A 19,611-nucleotide genomic window follows, 5' to 3' on the forward strand; every position below is an offset into this window, starting at 1 on the left:
CCCCGAACCCTAGCGAGCCGAGTAAGCTCGAAACACAGATCCCCCAATGAGGCAGGAGCCAATGGCACGCGAACCCGAGACCGAACTCCCTGCGGAGTTCTTCGGTCCCCTCGACCGCTCCCCCGGTGCCGCGCCGCTCTACACCCAGATCGCACGCAAGCTCGAAGGCGCCATCGCCGCCGGCACGCTCGTGGCCGGCACCCGGCTCGAGAACGAGGTCGCGATGGCCAAACGCATCGGGCTGTCCCGACCCACGATCCGCCAGGCGATCCAGGACCTCGTCGACAAAGGCCTGCTGGTGCGTCGCCGCGGGATCGGCACGCAGGTGATCCAGCGGCCCGTGGCCCGTCCGGTCGACCTCACGAGCCTCTACGAGGACCTCGAGAAGTCCGGCAATCCGCCCTCGACTGTCGTGCTCTCGCATCGCGTCGAAGCCGCCGACGCCGAGGCGGCCGAACACCTCGGAGTCCACATCGGCACACCCAGCCTCCACCTGCGACGGCTCCGCTTGGTGGGTGCGACACCGCTGGCGGTGCTGCACAATGTGCTGCCGGCTCCCTTCACCGACATCACCGCCGACGAGCTCGTGAGCACCGGCCTCTACGAGACCCTGCGGTCCCGCGGGGTCGTCTTCTCCGTCGCTCAGCAGCGCATCGGCGCGAAGGCCGCCGATTCCGCCGAGGCGGAACTGCTCGACATCGACACGGGCTCACCGCTGCTGACGATGAACCGCACGGCACTCGACCATTCGGGCACCATCGTCGAATGGGGCGATCACTGCTACCGGCCCGACCTCTACTCATTCGAGACGACCCTCGTCTCGCGCTGAGACGCACCGATCCGCACTTCGGCGATGCCTGCGGCCGCGACAATCAGTCACACCGCACACAACGGGAGCCATCCGGCATCGCGCCGTCACGCCTACACCGCATCCTCACACCCACCCGCCACCGCTGTGCCCGCACCCAAGAAATTTCTCCCGCAAGGGGGTGACGGGGCACACGAACAGTGCTATTGTCATGACAAATACTTTGTCCTAACAAATACTCGCAACGGCATCGCCGCCGTAGAGAAGGAAGCTCCACCATGACCTCCTCGCCGACTCCGGCTCCTCGAACCTCACCGTTCGACCTCATCACCATCGGACGCATCGGCGTCGACATCTACCCGCTCCAGGACTCGGTCGGCCTCGAAGAGGTCGAGACCTTCGGCAAGTACCTCGGCGGATCGGCCACGAACGTCGCCGTCGCCGCAGCCAAGCACGGCGTCGACGCCGCCGTCATCACCGCCACCGGCGACGACCCCTTCGGCCGCTACCTGCACAACGAGGTCGCCCGCCTCGGCGTCGACAACCGCTGGGTCGCCACGAACCCGAACTACAACACCCCCGTAACCTTCTGCGAGATCTTCCCGCCCGATGACTTCCCGCTCTACTTCTACCGCGACCCGAAGGCCCCCGACCTCGACCTCACCGAGGCCGACCTCGACCCCGAGCAGGTCGCCTCGGCGAAGATCTTCTGGGCCACCGTCACCGGGCTGAGTGTCGAGCCCAGCCGGGGAACCCACCATGCCGCGTGGGCGGCGCGGAAGCGCGCCGGGCACACCGTCCTCGACCTCGACTACCGCCCGATGTTCTGGGAGTCCCCCGAGATCGCCAGCGCCGAGGTGGCCCGTGCCCTCGAGCACGTCACCGTGGCCGTGGGCAACAAGGAGGAATGCGAAATCGCCGTCGGTGAGACCGAACCCGAACGCGCCGCCGACGCACTCCTCGAACGCGGCGTCGAACTCGCGATCGTCAAACAGGGCCCCAAGGGAGTGCTCGCGAAGACCGCCGACGAACGCGTCGAAGTTCCGCCCTACCCGGTCGACGTAACCAACGGCCTCGGCGCCGGAGACGGATTCGGCGGTGCCCTGTGCCGCGGACTGCTGGCCGGCTGGGACCTCGACTACCTGCTCCGCTTCGCCAATGTCGCCGGCGCGATCGTCGCCACGCGCCGCGAATGCTCGACCGCGATGCCCGCGACCGAGGAGATCACCACCGTCATCGGCGAACCCACCGACTCCGCTGCCGTCGCGGCCGGCGCGAAGGGAGACCACTCGTGACCACCGACGCCACCACAGCACAGACCACGGCCTCAGCTTCCGCCTCGGCGACAGCGAGCCCCATCGTGACCACCGACGCCATCGCTGCCCTCCGCGAGGCCCGCTTCACCGACCCCGGCACGATCACCCGCGCCTGGCAGTCCCGCTCCCGCCGCTCGATCGCCGGGGACGATTCCCGCCTCTTCATCGTCGCCGCCGACCACCCGGCCCGCGGAGCCATGAAGGTCGGCGACGACGCCCTGGCGATGGCCGACCGCGCCGACCTCGTCACCCGCCTGGCCACCGCGCTCTCGCGCCCCGGCGTCGACGGAGTCCTCGCCACCGCAGAGATCCTCGACGACCTCGCGTTTCTCGGCCACCTCGAGAACAAGCTCGCCGTCGGATCGATGAACCGCGGGGGCCTCGCCGGCTCGAGCTTCGAGATCGACGACCGCTTCACCGGCCACACCGTCGACCAGATGGCCCGCGATGGGATCGACCTGGCCAAGACGCTGCTGCGGATCAACCTCGGCGACCCGGCCACAGCCTCGGCGTTGGAAGCCAATGCCGACGCCGTCAATGCCTGCGCCGAGGCGAACCTGCCGGTCATGCTGGAGCCGTTCATGAACGAATGGGTCGACGGCAAGGTCCGCAACCAGCTGACCCCCGAGGCGGTCATCAACTCGATCGGCATCGCCCAGGGCCTCGGCGCGACCTCGACCCACACATGGCTGAAGATCCCCGTCGTCGACGACATGGAACGGGTCATGGCCGCGACCACGCTGCCCACGCTGCTGCTCGGCGGCGAACGCTCGAACGACCCCGAGGCGACCTTCCGCAGCTGGGCGAACGCCCTGGCACTGCCCGGAGTCCGCGGACTCGTCATCGGCCGCTCGATCATCTACCCCGCCGACGGCGATGTCGTCTCGGCCGTCGACCGCGCCGCCGCTCTCGTCCACGGAGAAGAGAGGATCTGAAGTCATGATCAACGAATGGTTCCACACCGCAGGCTCCCTCGCCCGCGAGGGCTTCGACTCCGTCGTCGACGCACAGATCGACGGCTGGGCACACACCGGATTCCGGGCCGTGACCTTGGGCGATGCCTCAGCACTCGCCATCCCGTCCGCACCGCGCACCGGCACGACCGCCTCGGCGAATGATCAGCACCCCACCTCCATCGACCTGCCGGCCGCCGCGGTCGAACGGGTCCTCGTCCCGCTCGCCGGTGAGTCCTTCACCGTCGAGTACACCCTGGCCGACGGCAGCACCGGCAGCCAGACGCTGACCGGCCGAACCTCGGTCTTCCACGGCCCCGCCGACTGCCTCTACCTGCCCACCGGAGCGAGCGCGACCGTGTCCTCGACCGCCGGGCGGATCGCCGTCGCCGAGGCGCCCACCACCGAGGCTCGTCCCGTCCAGTTCCTGCCCGCCGCCGAGGTGCCCGTCGAACTGCGCGGCTCGGGGATCTCGAGCCGCCAGGTCCACAACTTCGCGACTCCGGCCGGACTCGACTGCGTGAAGATCATCGCCTGCGAGGTCATCACCCCCGGCGGCAACTGGTCGTCCTATCCCCCGCACAAGCACGACGAGGCGATCGAAGGCTCCGAATCCCGGCTCGAGGAGATCTACTACTTCGAGACCGCGGTCTCCCGGGGATCGAAGGCCCCCGAGGCGGCCGATCCGTTCTCCCTGTTCTCGACCTACTCCTCGGCCGCGGGAGAGATCACCACCTCGGCGACGGTACGCACCGGCGACATCGCGCTCGTGCCCTACGGCTACCACGGTCCCCTGGCCGCAGCCCCGGGCTACGACAACTACTACCTCAACGTCATGGCCGGCCCCGATGAGGAACGCGTGTGGCTCATCAGCGACGATCCAGCCCACGGCTGGGTGCGCGAGGAATGGGAGAACCTCGACTTCGACTCCCGCCTGCCATACACGGCCGAGACATCCGCGACTTCGAAGGAGAAGTGACATGACGACAACGATGACGGTCGCGCAAGCGCTCACGACATTCCTCGCCCGCCAGTACACGGTCGACGGCGACGTCCGCCAGCGGACTATCGCCGGCATGTTCGGCATCTTCGGTCACGGCAATGTCGCGGGCATCGGCCAGGCCCTGCGCCAGCTCAGCCACGAGGAACCGGGCGCCATGCCCTACCACCAGGGCCGCAACGAACAGGCCATGGTCCACCAGGCCGTGGGCTACGCCCGGATGAACCGCCGGCGTTCGACCTTCGCGGCGGCCGCCTCGGTGGGTCCGGGCGCGGCCAATATGCTCACCGGCGCGGCCCTGGCCACGGCCAACCGCATGCCGGTCCTGCTCCTGCCCTCGGACACCTTCGCCACCCGCGTCTCCGACCCGGTCCTCCAACAGCTCGAACACCCTCACGACACATCACTGCAGGTCACGGACGCGTTCCGGCCGCTCTCCCGGTTCTTCGACCGGGTCGACCGTCCCGAACAGCTCTACTCCATCGCGCTGGCCGCGATGCGCGTGCTCACCGACCCGGCCGAGACCGGGGCCGTGACCATCGCCCTGCCAGAGGACGTCCAGGCCGAGCTCATCGAGGTCCCCGATGAGTTCCTCACCGAACGCGAATGGCACATCCGCCGCCCGCTGCCCGAACCCGGACCGCTCGACCGTGCCGTCGAGGCGATCCGGAATGCGAAGGAACCGCTCATCATCGCCGGCGGCGGTGTCCTCTACTCCGAAGCCGAGAACGAACTCAAGTCCTTCGCCGAGGCGACCGGGATTCCCGTGGCCACCACCCACGCCGGCGGCGGAGTCCTCGACCACGATCATCCGCTCAACCTCGGCGGAGTCGGCGCCACCGGGTCGACCGCCGCGAACCGGATCGCCTCCTCGGCGGACGTGGTCATCGGCATCGGCACCCGCTACAGCGATTTCACGACCTCGAGCCGCACCGCCTTCGACAACCCTGACGTCAGCTTCGTCAACCTCAACATCGCCGGCTTCGACGCCTACAAGCACGGCAGCCGGTACCCGCTCATCGCCGATGCCCGGGCCGGTCTGCTGGGACTGCACGAGCGCCTCGGCGACTTCCGTGTCGCTGACGCGCTCACACGGAAGGTCGAGACGGAGAAGGCGAGCTGGACCGCCGAGGTCGACGCCTCCACCGCGCCCACCGGCGCCGAGCTGCCCGGTCAGCCCGAGATCATCGGCGCCGTCAACCGCGCCACGGGACCGCGCGACGTCGTCGTCCAGGCCGCTGGTTCCCTGCCCGGTGACCTGCAGAAACTCTGGCGGACCCGCGATGCGCTGGGTTACCACGTCGAATACGCGTTCTCGTGCATGGGCTACGAGATCGCCGGCGGACTCGGCGTGCGCCGAGCCATCGACGCCGCCCGCGACGACCGGGACGTCGTCGTCATGGTCGGCGACGGGTCCTACCTCATGCTGCACACTGAGCTGCTGACCGCGGTCGCCGAAGGGCTCAAGCTCATCGTCGTCCTCATCCAGAACCACGGCTACGCCTCGATCGGGCACCTGTCCGAAACGGTCGGTGCTCCGCGCTTCGGCACCTGGTACCGCAAGTACGACGCCGACGACCCTGAGTTCCGCACCGACGAGATCCTGCCCGTCGACCTCGCCGCGAACGCCCGCTCCTACGGCATCGACGTCGTCGAGATCGAGCCCGGGAACTCCGCGAGCGCCCGACTCGCCGAGGCGGTCGAAGCCGCCCGTGCCTCGGAGTCCTCCACGCTCATCCACATCAACTCCGACCCCTTGGTCTACGCCCCGGACGGCGAGGGATGGTGGGACGTGCCGGTCGCAGCCACCTCGACGATGGACGAGACCCAGGACGCCCGCACCGCCTATGAGGAGGAGCGCAGCACGCAGCGGGCGCTGCTCTGACCTCCTTCAGATCACCTGCGCATCACGCAACCCGATTCGAGACGCGCCCCCGCCCTCGATTCAGACGAACATCACCGACACCAAGGATTCACCCATGACGACGCAGTCACTTCGCATCGGCACCGCCCCCGACTCCTGGGGAGTCTGGCTGCCCGACCACCCCGGCCAGGTCCCCTGGCAGCGCTTCCTCGACGAGGTGGTCGAAGCCGGCTACACCTGGATCGAACTCGGCCCCTACGGCTACCTGCCCACGGACCCGAACCAGCTGCGCGAGGAACTCGGCAGCCGCGGCCTCAAGCTCTCCGGCGGGACCGTGTTCACGGGGTTCCACAAGACCGATGATCAGTTCGACCGAGCCTGGAAGCAGGCCGAAGCGGTCGCGGCGCTGACCGCCGATCTCGGAGGCGAGCACATCGTCGTCATCCCTGACCTGTGGCGTTCGGACACCACCGGACAGGCCCTGGAGTCGCGCACTCTCGACGACGAGCAGTGGGCCCGCATGGCCGCCGGCCACGACGCCCTCGGCAAGGCACTGTTGGAGGAGTTCGGTCTCCACCAGCAGTTCCACTCCCATGCAGACTCCCATGTCGGCACGCATTCCGAGGTCGAACGCTTCCTCGAGCTCACCGATGAGCGCTTCACGAACCTCTGCCTCGACACCGGCCACTTCTCCTATTACGGAGGCGACAACCTGGGTCTCATCCAGGACCACCCGTCCCGGATCGGCTACCTCCACCTCAAGCAGGTCGACCCGGTGAAGATCTTCGACGTGCTCAAATCCGATACTCCGTTCGGAGATGCGGTGGCCGACGGGATCATGGTCGAACCCGATCAGGGCATTCCGCCGCTCGACCCGATCATCGACGCCGTCGCCGCCCTCGATGAGAACATCTTCGCCATCGTCGAACAGGACATGTTCGGCTGCAGCGTCGACGCCCCGTTCCCGATCGCTCAGCGGACTCTGGCAACCATCCTCGGCTCGACATCAGCCGCGGTCGTCGACCGCTGACCATCAGACCACGAACACACAGGAGTGACAGTGAACGATTCCGCCCAACCACGAGACTTCCGCGTCGGCGTCGTCGGCGCAGGCATGATGGGAGCCGACCATGTCAAACGCATCACCTCTACGATCAGCGGAGCCAGGGTCTCTGCCATCGTCGACCCCGACGAGGCCAGGCTCGCCGCGGCGCTGGAGGACGCACCAGGGGCCAAGGGATACGCCCGCATCGAAGACGCTCTCGACGAGAGCGCTGTCGACGGAGTTCTCATCGCCACCCCCGGATTCCTCCACGAGCAGGTTCTCCTGCCCTGCCTCTCCGCCGGCCTTCCGATCCTCTGCGAGAAGCCGCTGACGACGGATCCGGAATCGTCCTGGCGGGTCCTCGAGGCCGAACAGGCCACCGGCAGACAGCTCATCCAGGTCGGCTTCATGCGCCGATTCGACCCCGAATACCGACAGCTGCGGGAACTCGTCGCGAACGAGCAGGCCGGTGAGCTGCTCATGCTCCGCTGCGCTCACCGCAATCCGGCGGTGCCCGACTCATATCAGCAGGAATCACTCATCAACGACTCGGTCGTCCATGAGTTCGATGTCGTGCCGTGGTTGGCAGGCTCCCCCATCGTCTCCCTCGAGGTCAAGCACGCTCGCCGCAACCGACTGGCGCCCGAACGTCTCAAGGAGCCGATCCTCGTGCTCATGGAGCTCGAGAACGGAACGCTCGTCGATCTCGAGATGAACGTGAGCATCCAGTTCGGCTACCAGGTGACCACCGAGGCGGTCTTCGACTCCGGCATCGCCCGGATCGGAGAGTCCCACGGTATGCAGCTGTGGCATCAGGGACGTTCCGGTGTTGCCGAGCACGCCGACTTCACCACTCGCTTCGCCACGGCCTACGACAACCAGGTGCAGACATGGGTCGACGCGGCCAGGCAGGGAACCATCGCCGGGCCTTCGGCCTGGGACGGCTACAGGGTGGCCGTGGCCTGTCAGGAGGGCGTCGCCTCTCTTCTCGACGGCAAGCCCCGCACGCTCGACATCCCCAAAACTCCCGCCTTCTACCTCTGACCCGACAGCCCGCCCACTGGATCACCTGGAGCACCGATGAAGATCGCCTACGATCCCACCCCACTGCATCACACGCACCGACTGCTCGACTTCCCGGCCGCCACGGCGGATCTCGGGTTCGAACACCTGCAGCTGACCCCGCACCCGGATTTCGCGACCCACTTCCGCTACCCGAAGATGGACCGCGACCTCATCCGCCGATTCGGCCAGGCCGTCAATGCCGCAGGCATCACAGTGCCGGCTCTGCTGCCGGTGCAGCGGATCGCTTGGCCCGACGAAGCCAAGCGCGTGGCAGCGGTGAAGAACTTCCGCCGCATCATCGAGATCGCCGTCGACCTCGGTGTGGACACCATCAACACCGAGTTCAGCGGCCGGCCGGAAGCGTTCGAGGATTCCGAGGAATCGTTCTACCGGTCGATGGACGAGCTGCTGCCGATCATCGAGAAGGAAGGGCTGCGGCTCAACTTCGACCCGCATCCCGACGACTTCGTCGAAGACGGCCACGAGGCATGGCGGGTCCTGCGCGGCCTCGACTCCGAATCCATCGGCTTCGTCTACGTCGCCCCGCATACGTTCCACTACGGTGACTGCCTCGAGACCCTCGTCGACGAACTCGGCGAGCGCCTCCGGGCGGTCTACATCTCCGATGCCTACGATCACCGGGCCTCACACGGGTTGCGGTACATCGCGAATCCGCCGACCACCTCGGCGAGGGTTCACCAGCATCTCAAGGTCGGAGACGGCGACGTCGACTTCGACGCGCTCTTCGCCGCATTGCAGCGGACGGGTTTCCTCGACCTTCCGGAGTCCCTCATCGTGTCCAACGTCTTTGCTGAGAACGAGAACAACGAGTCAGTCAGCCGCTTTCAGAAGCGACGAATCGATGACCTGATCAGAGAGCAGGGAGGTCCGACAGTCTGACAATCGCAGCACCGAGCCGACCCCGCGTCGTCGGGCTGGCTCGTACCCACTGATCGAACCACATAAGCGCACCATCCGCACCACTACTGAATAGCCAACCTCAACCGCACCGCCACGGCGTGGTGCGGCTACCCCGTCGCGCCGCAATTCAGCGCTGCCGCGGCGGAACGATTGAGAATCATTCAAAGGAGAGTGAACGCCATGAGCGGTCAAGTGAAATCGCTGGTGGAACTTCCGCCCGACACCAAGGGTCCGCACACCTCACGCCTGGGCATCATCGCCGTCGTCGCCACCTTCGGCGGCCTGCTGTTCGGCTACGACACCGGGGTCGTCAACGGTGCCCTCGAACCGCTGACGCACGACTTCGGACTGACTCCGCGGACCGAGGGCCTCGTCGTCAGCTTCCTCACCATCGGAGCCGCCTTCGGCGCAGTCGCCGGCGGACGTCTCTCCGACGACTTCGGGCGACGATCGAACATCATCCTTCTGGCGATGTTCTTCATCGTCGGAACTCTGGCGTGTTCGTTGGCACCGAACTGGCAGTTCCTCGCTGGAGCCCGGTTCTTCCTCGGCCTGGCGGTCGGCGCGGCTTCGACGACGGTACCGGTCTATCTGGCCGAACTCGCACCGTTTGAGAAACGCGGATCACTCGTGACCCGCAATGAGGTGATGATCGTCGTCGGTCAGTTCGCGGCCTTCGTCATCAATGCGGTCATCTTCAACGTATGGGGTGAACACGATCATGTGTGGCGCTATATGCTCGCCGTCGCCGTGCTGCCGGCAATCGCACTGCTTGTGGGCATGATCTTCCTGCCGGAGAGTCCGCGTTGGCTGATTTCGAAGAAGCGCGATGGTCAGGCGCTCGAGGTCCTCAAACTGGTCCGGTCCGACGAACGTGCCGAGGCCGAAATGAGAGAGGTCGAACTCCTCGCCGAGCAGGAAGAGGTCGCCAAAACCGGTGGGGTGTCGGACCTCGCCTCGAAATGGGTGCTCAGACTCGTCCTCATCGGCGTCGGCCTCGGCGTCGCTCAGCAGCTGACCGGTATCAATTCGGTGATGTACTACGGCACCCAGCTGCTCACCGATGCCGGCTTCTCCGCAGATGCCGCGATCATCGCGAACACGTTCAACGGACTCTTCTCCGTCCTCGGCGTCACCGTCGGGATCATGCTCATCAACCGCCTGCCGAGGCGGTTCATGCTTCTCGGCGGGTTCATCCTCACCAGCTCTTTCCATCTGCTCATCGGCCTCTCGGCCGTGTTCCTGCCTGACGGCACGTTCAAGGCCTACGCGATCCTCGTGTTCGTCATCCTGTTCGTCTTCTCCATGCAGGGAACGCTCGGACCGCTCGTGTGGCTCATGCTCGCCGAGATCTTCCCACTGAAGATCCGCTCGTTCGCAATGGGCATCTGCGTCTTCGCCCTCTGGCTGGCCAATGCCGCGGTCGCACAGTTCTTCCCGAGCGTGGTCAGCGGCCTCGGCATCGCGAACACGTTCTTCCTCTTCGCCGCCCTCGGCGTGCTGGCACTGCTGTTCATCTACTTCTTCGTCCCCGAGACCCGGAACAAGACCCTCGAAGACCTCGAAGCAGAGTTCCGCACGAAGTACGGTGAGTGACGTGACGAGTCCGTTCCCGCCCGCATTGCCGGCACTGGTCGTCCTGCCGCCGATGCTCACTCCACCGCCCGCATCAGCTTCATCGTTCATCTTCTTTCGTGAAGGAGCCCATCATGTCGATCCTCGTCGCCGTCACTGACCGCGCGGAAGGCGCAGCGGCAGTCACCGCCGCCATCGCCGAAGCCAGGCTCTTCGACACCGATCTCGTCATCGTTCCGCTCGGCATCGCCGCGTCGTTCGACACCGCCGCGCTCGACGAGAGCGGAATCAGCTACACCGTCGTCGCACGCAAGGGACGCGGCGACCGCGATCCCGCCGAGGCGGTCCTCGACGAACTCGACGACCGTTCGGACGTCGACCGGCTCGTCATCGGGATGCGACGTCGGTCCCGGGTGGGCAAGATGCTCATCGGCTCTGTGAGCCAGAGGCTGCTCCTCGACTCTCCGGTTCCGGTGCTCGCAGTCAAGGACTGAGCCCACCGTCGACCGCCCGGCCACGCGACCGTCGTTTCAACGAATCGACGGTCGCGTTCCCGCACCGTCGTCCTATCGCGATCGTCCGTCCCCGCGGACCGGAGGGTGGCCGGGCAGTTGGCGCGCTGCGTCCTCGGGGTTGCCGGTCAGCTCGACGACTCCGCGGTCGAGCGCGGCCTGGGCCAGCTGCGGATACCCCGCCGCCGAGGCGGCCCGAGCGATCGCCTCGACCGCCGACCTCGCGGACTGCCGACCGGTCCCTGCGAACCAGATCCAGCGGCCGTCGATCGACCGTGGAATCGGGTCGAGGGCCAGTGTGACTCGTCTGCGTCCGCGCCTGGCATCCTCGGCCGAGCAGGCGACGAAGTGGACACCGTTCTTCGTCCACCACGACGCCCGCAGAGTCGACTGAGCGATCTGTCCCTGGAGTCCGACCTCTTTGAGATATCTGTTCGCACCAGCGACCCCGACGATGCTGCCGGGCGTGATCTGCCCATAGGGAATGGCGTAGGGACGAATCCCCGGGGCAACAGAGCCGACAAGGATTCCTCGTTCGCAGACGATGAGCCGCTCACCCGAGAGATAGAGAAGGATCAGACCGAACATCACCGCGAAGATGATGCCCGGAGCAACCGCCAGCAGCGGCGTCTCCCCCGGGTTGATGAATGTCAGAACTGTGAAGAGCATCCACCCGAGGACGAACCCCGTCACCGTCTTCGGTCCTGGGCGGTCGGCGAACACCTCGATGACCTCACCGAGCTCTTCACGATGGCGACGGGCTTTCCGCATCTCAGCACCCAACAGAACCCCAACCTTCGAATCGACGCCCGGATCAGCCTGACTCCGGGCATACGAAAAAGTCCCTCACCGGCAATCCTGCCAGGTGAGGGACTCTCGTTCTGTGCGCCACGAGGGATTCGAACCCCCAACCTTCTGATCCGTAGTCAGATGCTCTATCCGTTGAGCTAGTGGCGCATGTCGCTCGGACTCACGCCCTGCAACTCGAACAACTATACACACCAGTTTCACCGAAGCTCAAATCGCACCCACGTGCGCTTCGCCACATTCGCACTCACGGTCAGAGCCGCCTCGGCGAGAGGGCATGAAATCGCAGATTTCAGCCGTCAATCATCGCTGAAACAAATCGTCAAATATTTGAAACAACACGTCATCCAATTGTTGCATTCACGTCAATGACCCTCTGGCTGTGATCCAATGCACATCTTCGAGTGACCGAAACGCGCGTTTTTCGCTTCCGCTCCCATCCTACGGTGGATATGTACCAACCGCTCGACGGGCGCCAGCCGCCGGAGACGAAACCCCACACCCGATTGACCAGGAGACCACTCATGACTGTCCTCGACCATGATGTCGTCGCTGACCAGCTGAAGAACGCACCGACCGAGAACAAGTCGGTGCTCTCGTTCGTCAGCCGGATCGCCGCCCTGACAACCCCGGACGACATCGTCTGGATCGATGGTTCCGAAGCACAGAAGAACGAGATCGCTGAGAAGCTCGTCGAAGCCGGCACCATCCAGCGTGTCAACGGCACCAAGGACTCCTACTACGCGGCCTCCGACCCCGAGGACGTCGCCCGCGTCGAGGGCCGGACCTACATCTGCTCCGAAGACGAGAAGGATGCCGGTCCACTCAACAACTGGGTCGCTCCCGCGGAGATGAAGGAAACGCTCAACGGTCTGTTCGAGGGTTCGATGCGCGGCCGCACCATGTACGTCATCCCCTTCGTCATGGGCCACGCCGAGGCGGACCAGCCGATGTTCGGCATCGAGGTCACCGATTCGGCCTACGTCGTCCTCTCCATGCTCGTCATGGCTCGCTCGGGCAAGTACGCCCTCGATGCGATCGACGCCCAGGACGCGAAGTTCGTCGAGTGCGTCCACTCCGTCGGCGCTCCGCTGGAAGAGGGACAGGAAGACGTCGCCTGGCCCTGCAACACCACCAAGTACATCACCCACTTCCCCGAAGACCGCGCCATCTGGTCCTACGGATCCGGCTACGGCGGCAACGCCCTGCTGGGCAAGAAGTGCTACGCGCTGCGCATCGCCTCCGCGATCGCTCGCGACGAAGGCTGGCTGGCCGAGCACATGCTCATCCTCAAGCTGACGAGCCCTGAAGGCGTCGTCAAGTACGTCGCCGCTGCGTTCCCCTCGGCCTGCGGCAAGACGAACCTCGCCATGATCGAACCGACCATCCCCGGATGGAAGGCCGAAACCCTCGGTGACGACATCGCGTGGATGCGCTTCGGCGAAGACGGCCAACTCTACGCCGTCAACCCCGAATTCGGACTCTTCGGAGTCGCCCCGGGCACCGGTTACACCACGAACCCGACCGCGATGCGCGCCATCGAGGCCGGCGGCAACATCTTCACCAACGTCGCACTGACCGACGACGGTGACGTGTGGTGGGAAGGCAAGACCGACGAGGCACCTGCTCACCTCACCGACTGGAGGGGCAACGACTGGACGCCTGAGTCCGACACCCCGGCCGCTCACCCGAACTCGCGTTTCTGCACCCCGATCGCGAACGTTCCGACCCTGGCTCCCGAGTGGACCAACCCGAATGGTGTGCCGATCTCGGCCATCCTCTTCGGCGGTCGCCGCAAGACCACGATGCCGCTCGTGACCGAGACCCAGGACTGGACCCACGGTGTGTTCATGGGCTCGGTGCTCTCCTCGGAGACCACCGCAGCTGCCACCGGTGCCGTCGGCGTCGTCCGCCGCGACCCCATGGCGATGCGTCCGTTCATCGGCTACAACGTCGGTGACTACCTGCAGCACTGGATCAACATCGGCAACACCGAGGGCGCCCAGCTGCCGAAGATCTTCTACGTCAACTGGTTCCGCCGCGACGACGACAACTCGTTCCTGTGGCCCGGATTCTCCGAGAACTCGCGCGTCCTCAAGTGGGTCTTCGAGCGCGTCACCGGCACCGCCGATGCGCAGGAATCCCCGCTCGGCCTCACCCCGGTCGAAGGCGGCCTGGACACCGAGGGCCTCGACTTCACCGACGAGCAGCTGCGCAAGGCTCTCGCCATCAAGCCCGAAGAGTGGGAGACCGAACTCGGCCTCATCGAGGAATGGTACGCCGAACTCGGCGATTCGGTTCCGGCCGAACTCCGCGCCGAGGTCGACAACCTCCGCCAGCGCCTCGGCCTCGCCTGAGTCGTTTGGCTGAGTTTCTTAGCTGTGTGGCTAGCCTGAGCCGTTTGGTTTCATCGCTGACAGTCTGAGCCGTCCGTTCATCGGCAATCCCCCAACCGCCGCCGAGGTGGTTGGGGGATTGTCGTATTTCGTTGCGGGTGCGCGTTCGACCGTTTGAGCCCGCCGCTGATCCGTGAGTGCCTCCGGGCTATAGGGCCGAAGCCGCGCAGACTCAGCAATGCGCCGCCTGCGCCCCATGAACCTCACGGAGAAATACCAACACATCACGCGGTTTCGCTTTGAGCTCCTTTAGTAGGCGATAGGTGACCTTCTCCGGCTTCCTCGGCTTGCCGATCAGTGCGTTCTGATGAGCGGTCGACCCACGGGCAGTGATCGTCACGAACAGGGCGTCCGGAAGCGGATATTTCCTCCACTCGAACTCTCCCCCGATGTCGACGACGCCTGACCACGGCGTTGCGAACTGACGGAGGCGTCCGCCCGGTTTCCACCGTGAGGACTCCACGCCCCACCGCGAGATGACCAACTGTGGTCGCAAAAGGGGAAAGACGAACGTCCATAACACTGCACCAACGCCGAAGAGCACCAAGCCGATGGCAAAGACCACAAGGAAGAAGAAGACCGGCCACCCGCCGAAGCCAGGGGACATCGGGTTCCAGGTCGAGGCGGGGGTGACGACGAACATGAGGATGATCGCTCCGACGAACAGCCAACAGATGAGTGCCATCGCGAAAGTCTTGACCAGGTTTGTTCGCAGTACGACGCGTCCATCGCGCCGCATTGCTGCATGCCATTGGTCGATGCGCCGGCGATCGGCTTTGGCGATCTCCTTCTGCAGATCAGCGGCATGTCGAGGATTGTGCGGCGGAATTCTCACAAGAAGAGTTTAGGACGAAACCGCCGGTCGCCCAGCAAGCGCATAATGCAGCTCCCCTGCCCAAAACATCCCTGTGCAGCTGTAGGAATTGGAACTGACGAGAGAAATCGCCGCTGCAAGCGGCACGCGCACTTTGTCATTTCACAAAATGTTCCTGCGCTTGGAGCAGGAATGCCAGCCTTTCGCGTGAGCCTCCTCGCAATAGATGACTGAGGAGATAGGTTCTCTGCCCATCAGAAGCTGCTCTGAGACTTCTCTTCCTAGGCAACAGCAGAGTGTTCTTCACTGTCGGCCCGGTCGCCCTGATTCGAACGTGAAGTGTCGAACGCAACGGCCACATTCGTGGCGGTGCTGTGTGCGGATAGAACCCATCGATGATGTCTATGTCAGACCAAGCGGCAGAGAACCGGGTTGAGCTGCCTCCGGGAGCCCACCAGATGGTGCGGATTCCCCACCGGGAGATGATCGTCCGAGGTCGGAAAAGTGGAACAGCGACAGTGAACATCAGCGCCCCGATTCCCGACACCGCTAGACCCGCGGCGAAGATGGCACCGGAGAGTATCGAGACCGCCCAGCTGCTCGGACTTTCGAGCGGCTCCCACACGGGAATCCAGATCGGTGCCGGTGTTCCTACAAACGGAAGCGCGAGGCAGACTGAAAACGCCCACGTGATCACAGCAAATCCCAGGGTCTTAAAGAACCCGGTCCGCAGCACCATCTGCCCGGTCCGATCGAGCTCCTTGACCCACCGACTGACAAGTTGCGGGTCCGCCTCACCTATTGCGTTGCGCACATAGGATGGCAGCTCATCGCCCGTATCCGAATGCCCCATGGACGGAATTCTATTTGTTCGTCTCGGCTCTGCCCGCGAAAGCACGCCGCGGGCACACCCATGCGGCAACGCTGTTCCCTTACGCGCGTCTCATAACCAAGAGGCAGTCGCAAAACACTGTCGCAGTGCCAAAACACCCTGGTGCAACTGTAGGAGTAGCCGCTATCGGTGACCGACGGCAATCCAGAGGTTGGTTATGCCACCAACGGTGAGGGATGCTCACCGGGCCAGGTAAGCTCAGGCGCCGTGGAGGGCCGGGACGATGAGGTAGACGCCGAGCAGCACGACCGCTCCGCAGATGCCGAAGACCGCCCAGTAGCCGACCGGCAGCGCTGAGCTGCTGCGGCCCTCCTCGACGCGGTCGAGGTGCGCGGCGCGCATCCGCACTCCGACGGAGAACAGAGTGATGACGATGATGGCCGAGACCCATGTCGCGGCTGCAACGATGGCGAACGAACTCCACTCGATCATTTCGCGTCTCCCTTATCGCTCGCATCTGCCCTGCTCGCATCTGCCCTGCCCGCATCGGCTCCGGTGTTCGAGGCCCGGCCCGCATCGGCTCCGGAAGCAGATCCGGTCGACGATGAACTCGTCTTCGCAGCCTCGGCGGGAACCGCCCCGTTCTTCTTCGCATCGCGGTGGGCACGGCGCTTCTCTTTCGCCGCCTGCTTCTCCGCCCAGGCCTCGTATCGAGCTTCTCTCTTCTCCTGAGCACGTTTGCGGTTGCGGTCCTTACGCAGCTTGCGCTTGCGGCCGCGGATGTTGACGGCCTCGCCGACGGTGTCGAAGTTCGAGATGTCCGTCTCCTCGACCCGGCGGGAACTGAGGTAGATCCACAGCACCACGACCACGGCGATGACCGTGTCGACGACGACGCCGACCGTTCCCAGGTGAGCGATGCCGGCGGCGATTCCGCCGACGATCGCGGCGGCCGGAATCGTCAGCAGCCAACCGGATGCGATCCGTCCGGCCGTCGACCACTGGACATCGGCGCCCTTGCGGCCCAGTCCCGAACCGAGCACGGAGCCGGAGGCGACCTGCGTCGTCGACAGAGCGAAGCCGAGGTGGGAAGAGGCGAGGATGGCGGCCGCCGTCGACGTCTCGGCCGACAGTCCCTGAGCGGGCTTGACCGTCGTCAGCTTCGTGCCGAGAGTGTCGATGATGCGCCATCCGCCGACATAGGTGCCCAGCGCGATCGCCAGAGCACATGCGGTGATCACCCAGATATGCGGGCCGGTGCCGTGCTCCTGCAGGTTGGCGGAGACGAGCACGAGGGTGATGACGCCCATCGTCTTCTGCGCATCATTTGTTCCGTGGGCGAGCGCCACCAGCGAGGACGAGAAGATCTGCCCGTACTTGAACGGTGCACGCCGGGCGGTCTTGCCCTCCTCGTTGCGGCGAGTGATCACGTAGGCGATCTTCGTGCACAGGTAGGCGCTGAATCCGGCGATGAGCGGGGCAGCCAGAGCCGGGATGACGACCTTGGACAGGAACACTCCGTAGTCGACGGAGTTGAGTCCGGCACCGACGATGGCCGCACCGATGAGGCCCCCGAAGAGTGCGTGGGACGAGGATGATGGCAGGCCGAAGCGCCATGTCGCCATGTTCCAGATGATGGCTCCGATGAGGCCGGCGAGGATGAAGTCGGGAGTGATCTGGACTCCCCCGCCGCCTTCCTTGATGATGCCGCCCGAGATGGTCTTGGCCACCTCGGTGGAGAGGAAGGCACCGACGAGGTTGAGGATCGCGGCAAGCGTGACCGCCGCCTTCGGTTTGATGGCCCCGGTCGCGATCGGTGTGGCCATGGCATTGGCCGTATCGTGAAAGCCATTGGTGAAGTCGAAGAACAGTGCCAGTGCGATGACGAGCACGACGACGAAGATGATTTCCACTAATCGACCTTGGGTGTAGACACTATTCGGACCGTGGATGATGCAGCTGACGGCCAGCCATCACTATCCCGCAGAAGTCTACCCACAGATTCAACCGCTCTTCACCCGCAATTCGACCCTACTCCACCTCATTCACCTTTTGTTCACTTTTGACGTGCGCAAACGGGCCCCGCCCGGCCGAGAGTGCAATAGCACTCACATTCCGAACGGGGCCCGAAAACAGCAATCCCTCGCCGAGGCGGCTCCCCGCCTCACGCAGTCAACCGCGGAAACCGCGGCGTGACTTCGCCGAGGCGACTCCTCCTTCACGCGTGACGAATCTACTCCGTGACGTACCGATCCGCGACGTCGAGTGCCCGATCCAGGGCGGCGAGTCCGAACCTGACATCCTCGTCCGGAGTGTTCAGCGGCGGCACGACGTGGATGCGGTTGAAGTTCGCGAACGGCAGCACGCCTTCGGCCTTAAGCGCTGCGATGACCTCGTTCATCTCCGGTGAGCTGCCGCCGTAGGCCGCCAGCGGCTCCTTCGTCGTCCGGTCCTTCACGAGCTCGACGGCCCAGAAGCAGCCGAGACCCCGGACATCCCCGACCGAGGGGTGGCGCTGCGCCATCTCCCGCAGAGTCGGGCCGATGATGTCCTCGCCGAGGCGCTCGGCATTGGCGATCATCCCCTCGTCCTCCATCGCGGTGATCGTCGCGACCGCTGCCGCACAGGCGAGCGGATGTCCCGAGTAGGTCAGTCCGCCCGGGTATGCCCGGTCGCGGAAGGTCTCGAAGATCGCGTCCGAGATGGCGACTCCGCCGAGCGGGACGTATCCGGAGTTCACGCCCTTGGCGAAGGTGATGAGGTCCGGGGTGACGTCCCAGTGGTCGACGGCGAACCAGCGACCGGTGCGGCCGAATCCGGCCATCACCTCGTCGGCGATGAAGACGATCCCGTACCTCGCCGTCAGTTCCCGCACGCCGGCGAGGTAGCCGGCCGGTGGGGCGTAGATCCCCGCGGTGCCCGGCACGGTCTCGAGGATGAGGGCCGCGATATTGCCGGGCCCCTCGAGGGTGATCATGTCCTCGAGATGGGCCAGCGCCCGCTGCGTCTCCTCGGCCTCGGACGTCGAGTTGAAGTACGACCGGTAGGGGTAGGCAGGCATGAAGTGGACGATGCCCTCAGCGGAGTAGTCGTTGGCGAACCTGCGCGGGTCACCGGTGACGTTGACGGCCAGCTGCGTGCCGCCGTGGTAGCTGCGGTAGGCCGAGAGCACCTTCGTCCGACCGGTGTGCAGTCGGGCCATCCGGATCGCGTGCTCGTTCGCATCGGCTCCCCCGTTTGTGAAGAACACATGGTCGAGGTCGCCCGGGGTGCGTTCGGCGATGAGTCGGGCCGCCTCGGAGCGGGCGTCGTTGACGTGCTGCGGCGCGATGGTGCACAGCCGGCCGGCCTGCTCCTGGATGGCCGCAACGACGGCCGGGTGCTGATGGCCGATATTGGTGTTGACCAGCTGCGAAGACATGTCGAGCAGCTTTCGACCCTCACCGTCCCAGACGTAGGGGCCGGCGGCGTCGACGATCGTCAGCGGGTCGAACGGCCCCTGAGCCTGCCAGGAGTGGAAGACGTGCGCACGGTCGAGTTCGTGGGCACGTCGCCCGGCCTCGATCTGCTGCGCATCGATCCGATCAGCGCCCGAGCGATCAGCGTCGAGGTGCGATTCGGTGAGCGGGGAATCCGCGGTGGTGGTCATGTCAGGGCTCCTTCGCCGAGGTGGTTCGTCGTTGCGTGAACGTCCGCCCCGGGT

At 65.3% G+C, this 19,611-nt stretch carries 16 protein-coding genes and 1 tRNA gene; 11 read left to right on the forward strand and 6 right to left on the reverse strand.

Annotated elements, in window-relative coordinates:
- Positions 1–61 precede the first annotated feature (61 nt).
- From AC239G_RS16035 to AC239G_RS16080, 10 genes are all read left to right on the forward strand, one after another.
- The gene (locus tag AC239G_RS16035; RefSeq protein ID WP_487489259.1) at positions 62–829 is read left to right on the forward strand and encodes a GntR family transcriptional regulator; all 768 of its coding nucleotides are present in this window, start codon (positions 62–64) and stop codon (positions 827–829) included.
- Between the two features lie 257 nt (positions 830–1,086).
- Positions 1,087–2,103 (forward strand): 5-dehydro-2-deoxygluconokinase, encoded by a 1,017-nt coding sequence (iolC, locus tag AC239G_RS16040; protein ID WP_487489260.1) that lies wholly within the window; start codon positions 1,087–1,089, stop codon positions 2,101–2,103.
- A gap of 65 nt (positions 2,104–2,168) precedes the next feature.
- Complete coding sequence (locus AC239G_RS16045; protein ID WP_487490123.1) at positions 2,169–3,059, forward strand: class I fructose-bisphosphate aldolase; 891 nt, start codon at positions 2,169–2,171, stop codon at positions 3,057–3,059.
- Positions 3,060–3,063: 4 nt separating this feature from the next.
- Positions 3,064–4,056, forward strand: a complete 993-nt coding sequence (iolB, locus tag AC239G_RS16050) for a 5-deoxy-glucuronate isomerase (RefSeq protein ID WP_487489261.1) — start codon at positions 3,064–3,066, stop codon at positions 4,054–4,056.
- Between the two features lies 1 nt (position 4,057).
- The gene (gene iolD, locus AC239G_RS16055; RefSeq protein ID WP_487489262.1) at positions 4,058–5,962 is read left to right on the forward strand and encodes a 3D-(3,5/4)-trihydroxycyclohexane-1,2-dione acylhydrolase (decyclizing); all 1,905 of its coding nucleotides are present in this window, start codon (positions 4,058–4,060) and stop codon (positions 5,960–5,962) included.
- A gap of 94 nt (positions 5,963–6,056) precedes the next feature.
- Positions 6,057–6,971, forward strand: coding sequence for a sugar phosphate isomerase/epimerase family protein (locus tag AC239G_RS16060; protein WP_181270824.1), 915 nt, complete (start codon positions 6,057–6,059; stop codon positions 6,969–6,971).
- 30 nt (positions 6,972–7,001) lie between these two features.
- Positions 7,002–8,030 (forward strand): Gfo/Idh/MocA family protein, encoded by a 1,029-nt coding sequence (locus tag AC239G_RS16065; RefSeq protein WP_482400799.1) that lies wholly within the window; start codon positions 7,002–7,004, stop codon positions 8,028–8,030.
- Between the two features lie 36 nt (positions 8,031–8,066).
- Positions 8,067–8,951, forward strand: coding sequence for a sugar phosphate isomerase/epimerase family protein (locus tag AC239G_RS16070; protein WP_482400800.1), 885 nt, complete (start codon positions 8,067–8,069; stop codon positions 8,949–8,951).
- Between the two features lie 201 nt (positions 8,952–9,152).
- A complete protein-coding gene (locus AC239G_RS16075; RefSeq protein WP_487489263.1) occupies positions 9,153–10,568 on the forward strand; it encodes a sugar porter family MFS transporter in 1,416 nt (471 codons plus the stop codon).
- A gap of 113 nt (positions 10,569–10,681) precedes the next feature.
- On the forward strand, positions 10,682–11,041 hold the full coding sequence (locus AC239G_RS16080; RefSeq protein WP_487489264.1) for a universal stress protein: 360 nt from the start codon (positions 10,682–10,684) through the stop codon (positions 11,039–11,041).
- A 72-nt stretch (positions 11,042–11,113) separates the two neighbouring features.
- On the opposite strand, the gene AC239G_RS16085 is transcribed toward AC239G_RS16080, so the two are convergent.
- Together AC239G_RS16085 and AC239G_RS16090 are read right to left on the reverse strand one after the other, a co-directional pair.
- Entirely contained in the window at positions 11,114–11,830 is a 717-nt protein-coding gene (locus AC239G_RS16085; protein ID WP_482400803.1) for a hypothetical protein, read from the reverse strand.
- A 113-nt stretch (positions 11,831–11,943) separates the two neighbouring features.
- A tRNA-Arg gene (locus AC239G_RS16090) sits at positions 11,944–12,016 on the reverse strand.
- 374 nt (positions 12,017–12,390) lie between these two features.
- Between AC239G_RS16090 and AC239G_RS16095 the strand changes: the two genes are divergently transcribed.
- On the forward strand, positions 12,391–14,223 hold the full coding sequence (locus AC239G_RS16095) for a phosphoenolpyruvate carboxykinase (GTP) (protein ID WP_482400804.1): 1,833 nt from the start codon (positions 12,391–12,393) through the stop codon (positions 14,221–14,223).
- Between the two features lie 211 nt (positions 14,224–14,434).
- Here AC239G_RS16095 and AC239G_RS16100 read toward each other — a convergent pair whose 3' ends face one another.
- From AC239G_RS16100 to AC239G_RS16115, 4 genes are all read right to left on the reverse strand, one after another.
- Positions 14,435–15,097 carry a hypothetical protein gene (locus tag AC239G_RS16100; protein ID WP_487489265.1) on the reverse strand — a complete coding sequence of 221 codons (663 nt, stop codon included), beginning with the start codon at positions 15,095–15,097 and terminating at the stop codon, positions 14,435–14,437.
- A 1,069-nt stretch (positions 15,098–16,166) separates the two neighbouring features.
- Positions 16,167–16,400, reverse strand: coding sequence for a hypothetical protein (locus AC239G_RS16105; RefSeq protein ID WP_172171696.1), 234 nt, complete (start codon positions 16,398–16,400; stop codon positions 16,167–16,169).
- Positions 16,397–17,821 (reverse strand): inorganic phosphate transporter, encoded by a 1,425-nt coding sequence (locus tag AC239G_RS16110; protein ID WP_482400806.1) that lies wholly within the window; start codon positions 17,819–17,821, stop codon positions 16,397–16,399. Before AC239G_RS16110 ends, AC239G_RS16105 begins: the two co-directional genes overlap by 4 nt.
- Before the next feature lie 320 nt (positions 17,822–18,141).
- Positions 18,142–19,557 carry an aminotransferase class III-fold pyridoxal phosphate-dependent enzyme gene (locus AC239G_RS16115; protein ID WP_487489266.1) on the reverse strand — a complete coding sequence of 472 codons (1,416 nt, stop codon included), beginning with the start codon at positions 19,555–19,557 and terminating at the stop codon, positions 18,142–18,144.
- Positions 19,558–19,611: the final 54 nt, after the last annotated feature.

The sequence above is a fragment of the Brevibacterium sp. Lmc1 genome (assembly GCF_057654315.1).

Excerpts from the sequence above, each read along its gene's own strand:
- AC239G_RS16070 (WP_482400800.1), top strand. The coding sequence starts at position 8,067 with ATGAAGATCGCCTACGATCCCACCCCACTGCATCACACGCACCGACTG.
- AC239G_RS16075 (WP_487489263.1), top strand. The coding sequence starts at position 9,153 with ATGAGCGGTCAAGTGAAATCGCTGGTGGAACTTCCGCCCGACACCAAG.
- AC239G_RS16080 (WP_487489264.1), top strand. The coding sequence starts at position 10,682 with ATGTCGATCCTCGTCGCCGTCACTGACCGCGCGGAAGGCGCAGCGGCA.
- iolD (WP_487489262.1), top strand. The coding sequence starts at position 4,058 with ATGACGACAACGATGACGGTCGCGCAAGCGCTCACGACATTCCTCGCC.
- iolC (WP_487489260.1), top strand. The coding sequence starts at position 1,087 with ATGACCTCCTCGCCGACTCCGGCTCCTCGAACCTCACCGTTCGACCTC.
- AC239G_RS16085 (WP_482400803.1), bottom strand. The coding sequence starts at position 11,830 with ATGCGGAAAGCCCGTCGCCATCGTGAAGAGCTCGGTGAGGTCATCGAG.
- AC239G_RS16060 (WP_181270824.1), top strand. The coding sequence starts at position 6,057 with ATGACGACGCAGTCACTTCGCATCGGCACCGCCCCCGACTCCTGGGGA.
- AC239G_RS16105 (WP_172171696.1), bottom strand. The coding sequence starts at position 16,400 with ATGATCGAGTGGAGTTCGTTCGCCATCGTTGCAGCCGCGACATGGGTC.
- AC239G_RS16095 (WP_482400804.1), top strand. The coding sequence starts at position 12,391 with ATGACTGTCCTCGACCATGATGTCGTCGCTGACCAGCTGAAGAACGCA.
- iolB (WP_487489261.1), top strand. The coding sequence starts at position 3,064 with ATGATCAACGAATGGTTCCACACCGCAGGCTCCCTCGCCCGCGAGGGC.
- AC239G_RS16035 (WP_487489259.1), top strand. The coding sequence starts at position 62 with ATGGCACGCGAACCCGAGACCGAACTCCCTGCGGAGTTCTTCGGTCCC.
- AC239G_RS16115 (WP_487489266.1), bottom strand. The coding sequence starts at position 19,557 with ATGACCACCACCGCGGATTCCCCGCTCACCGAATCGCACCTCGACGCT.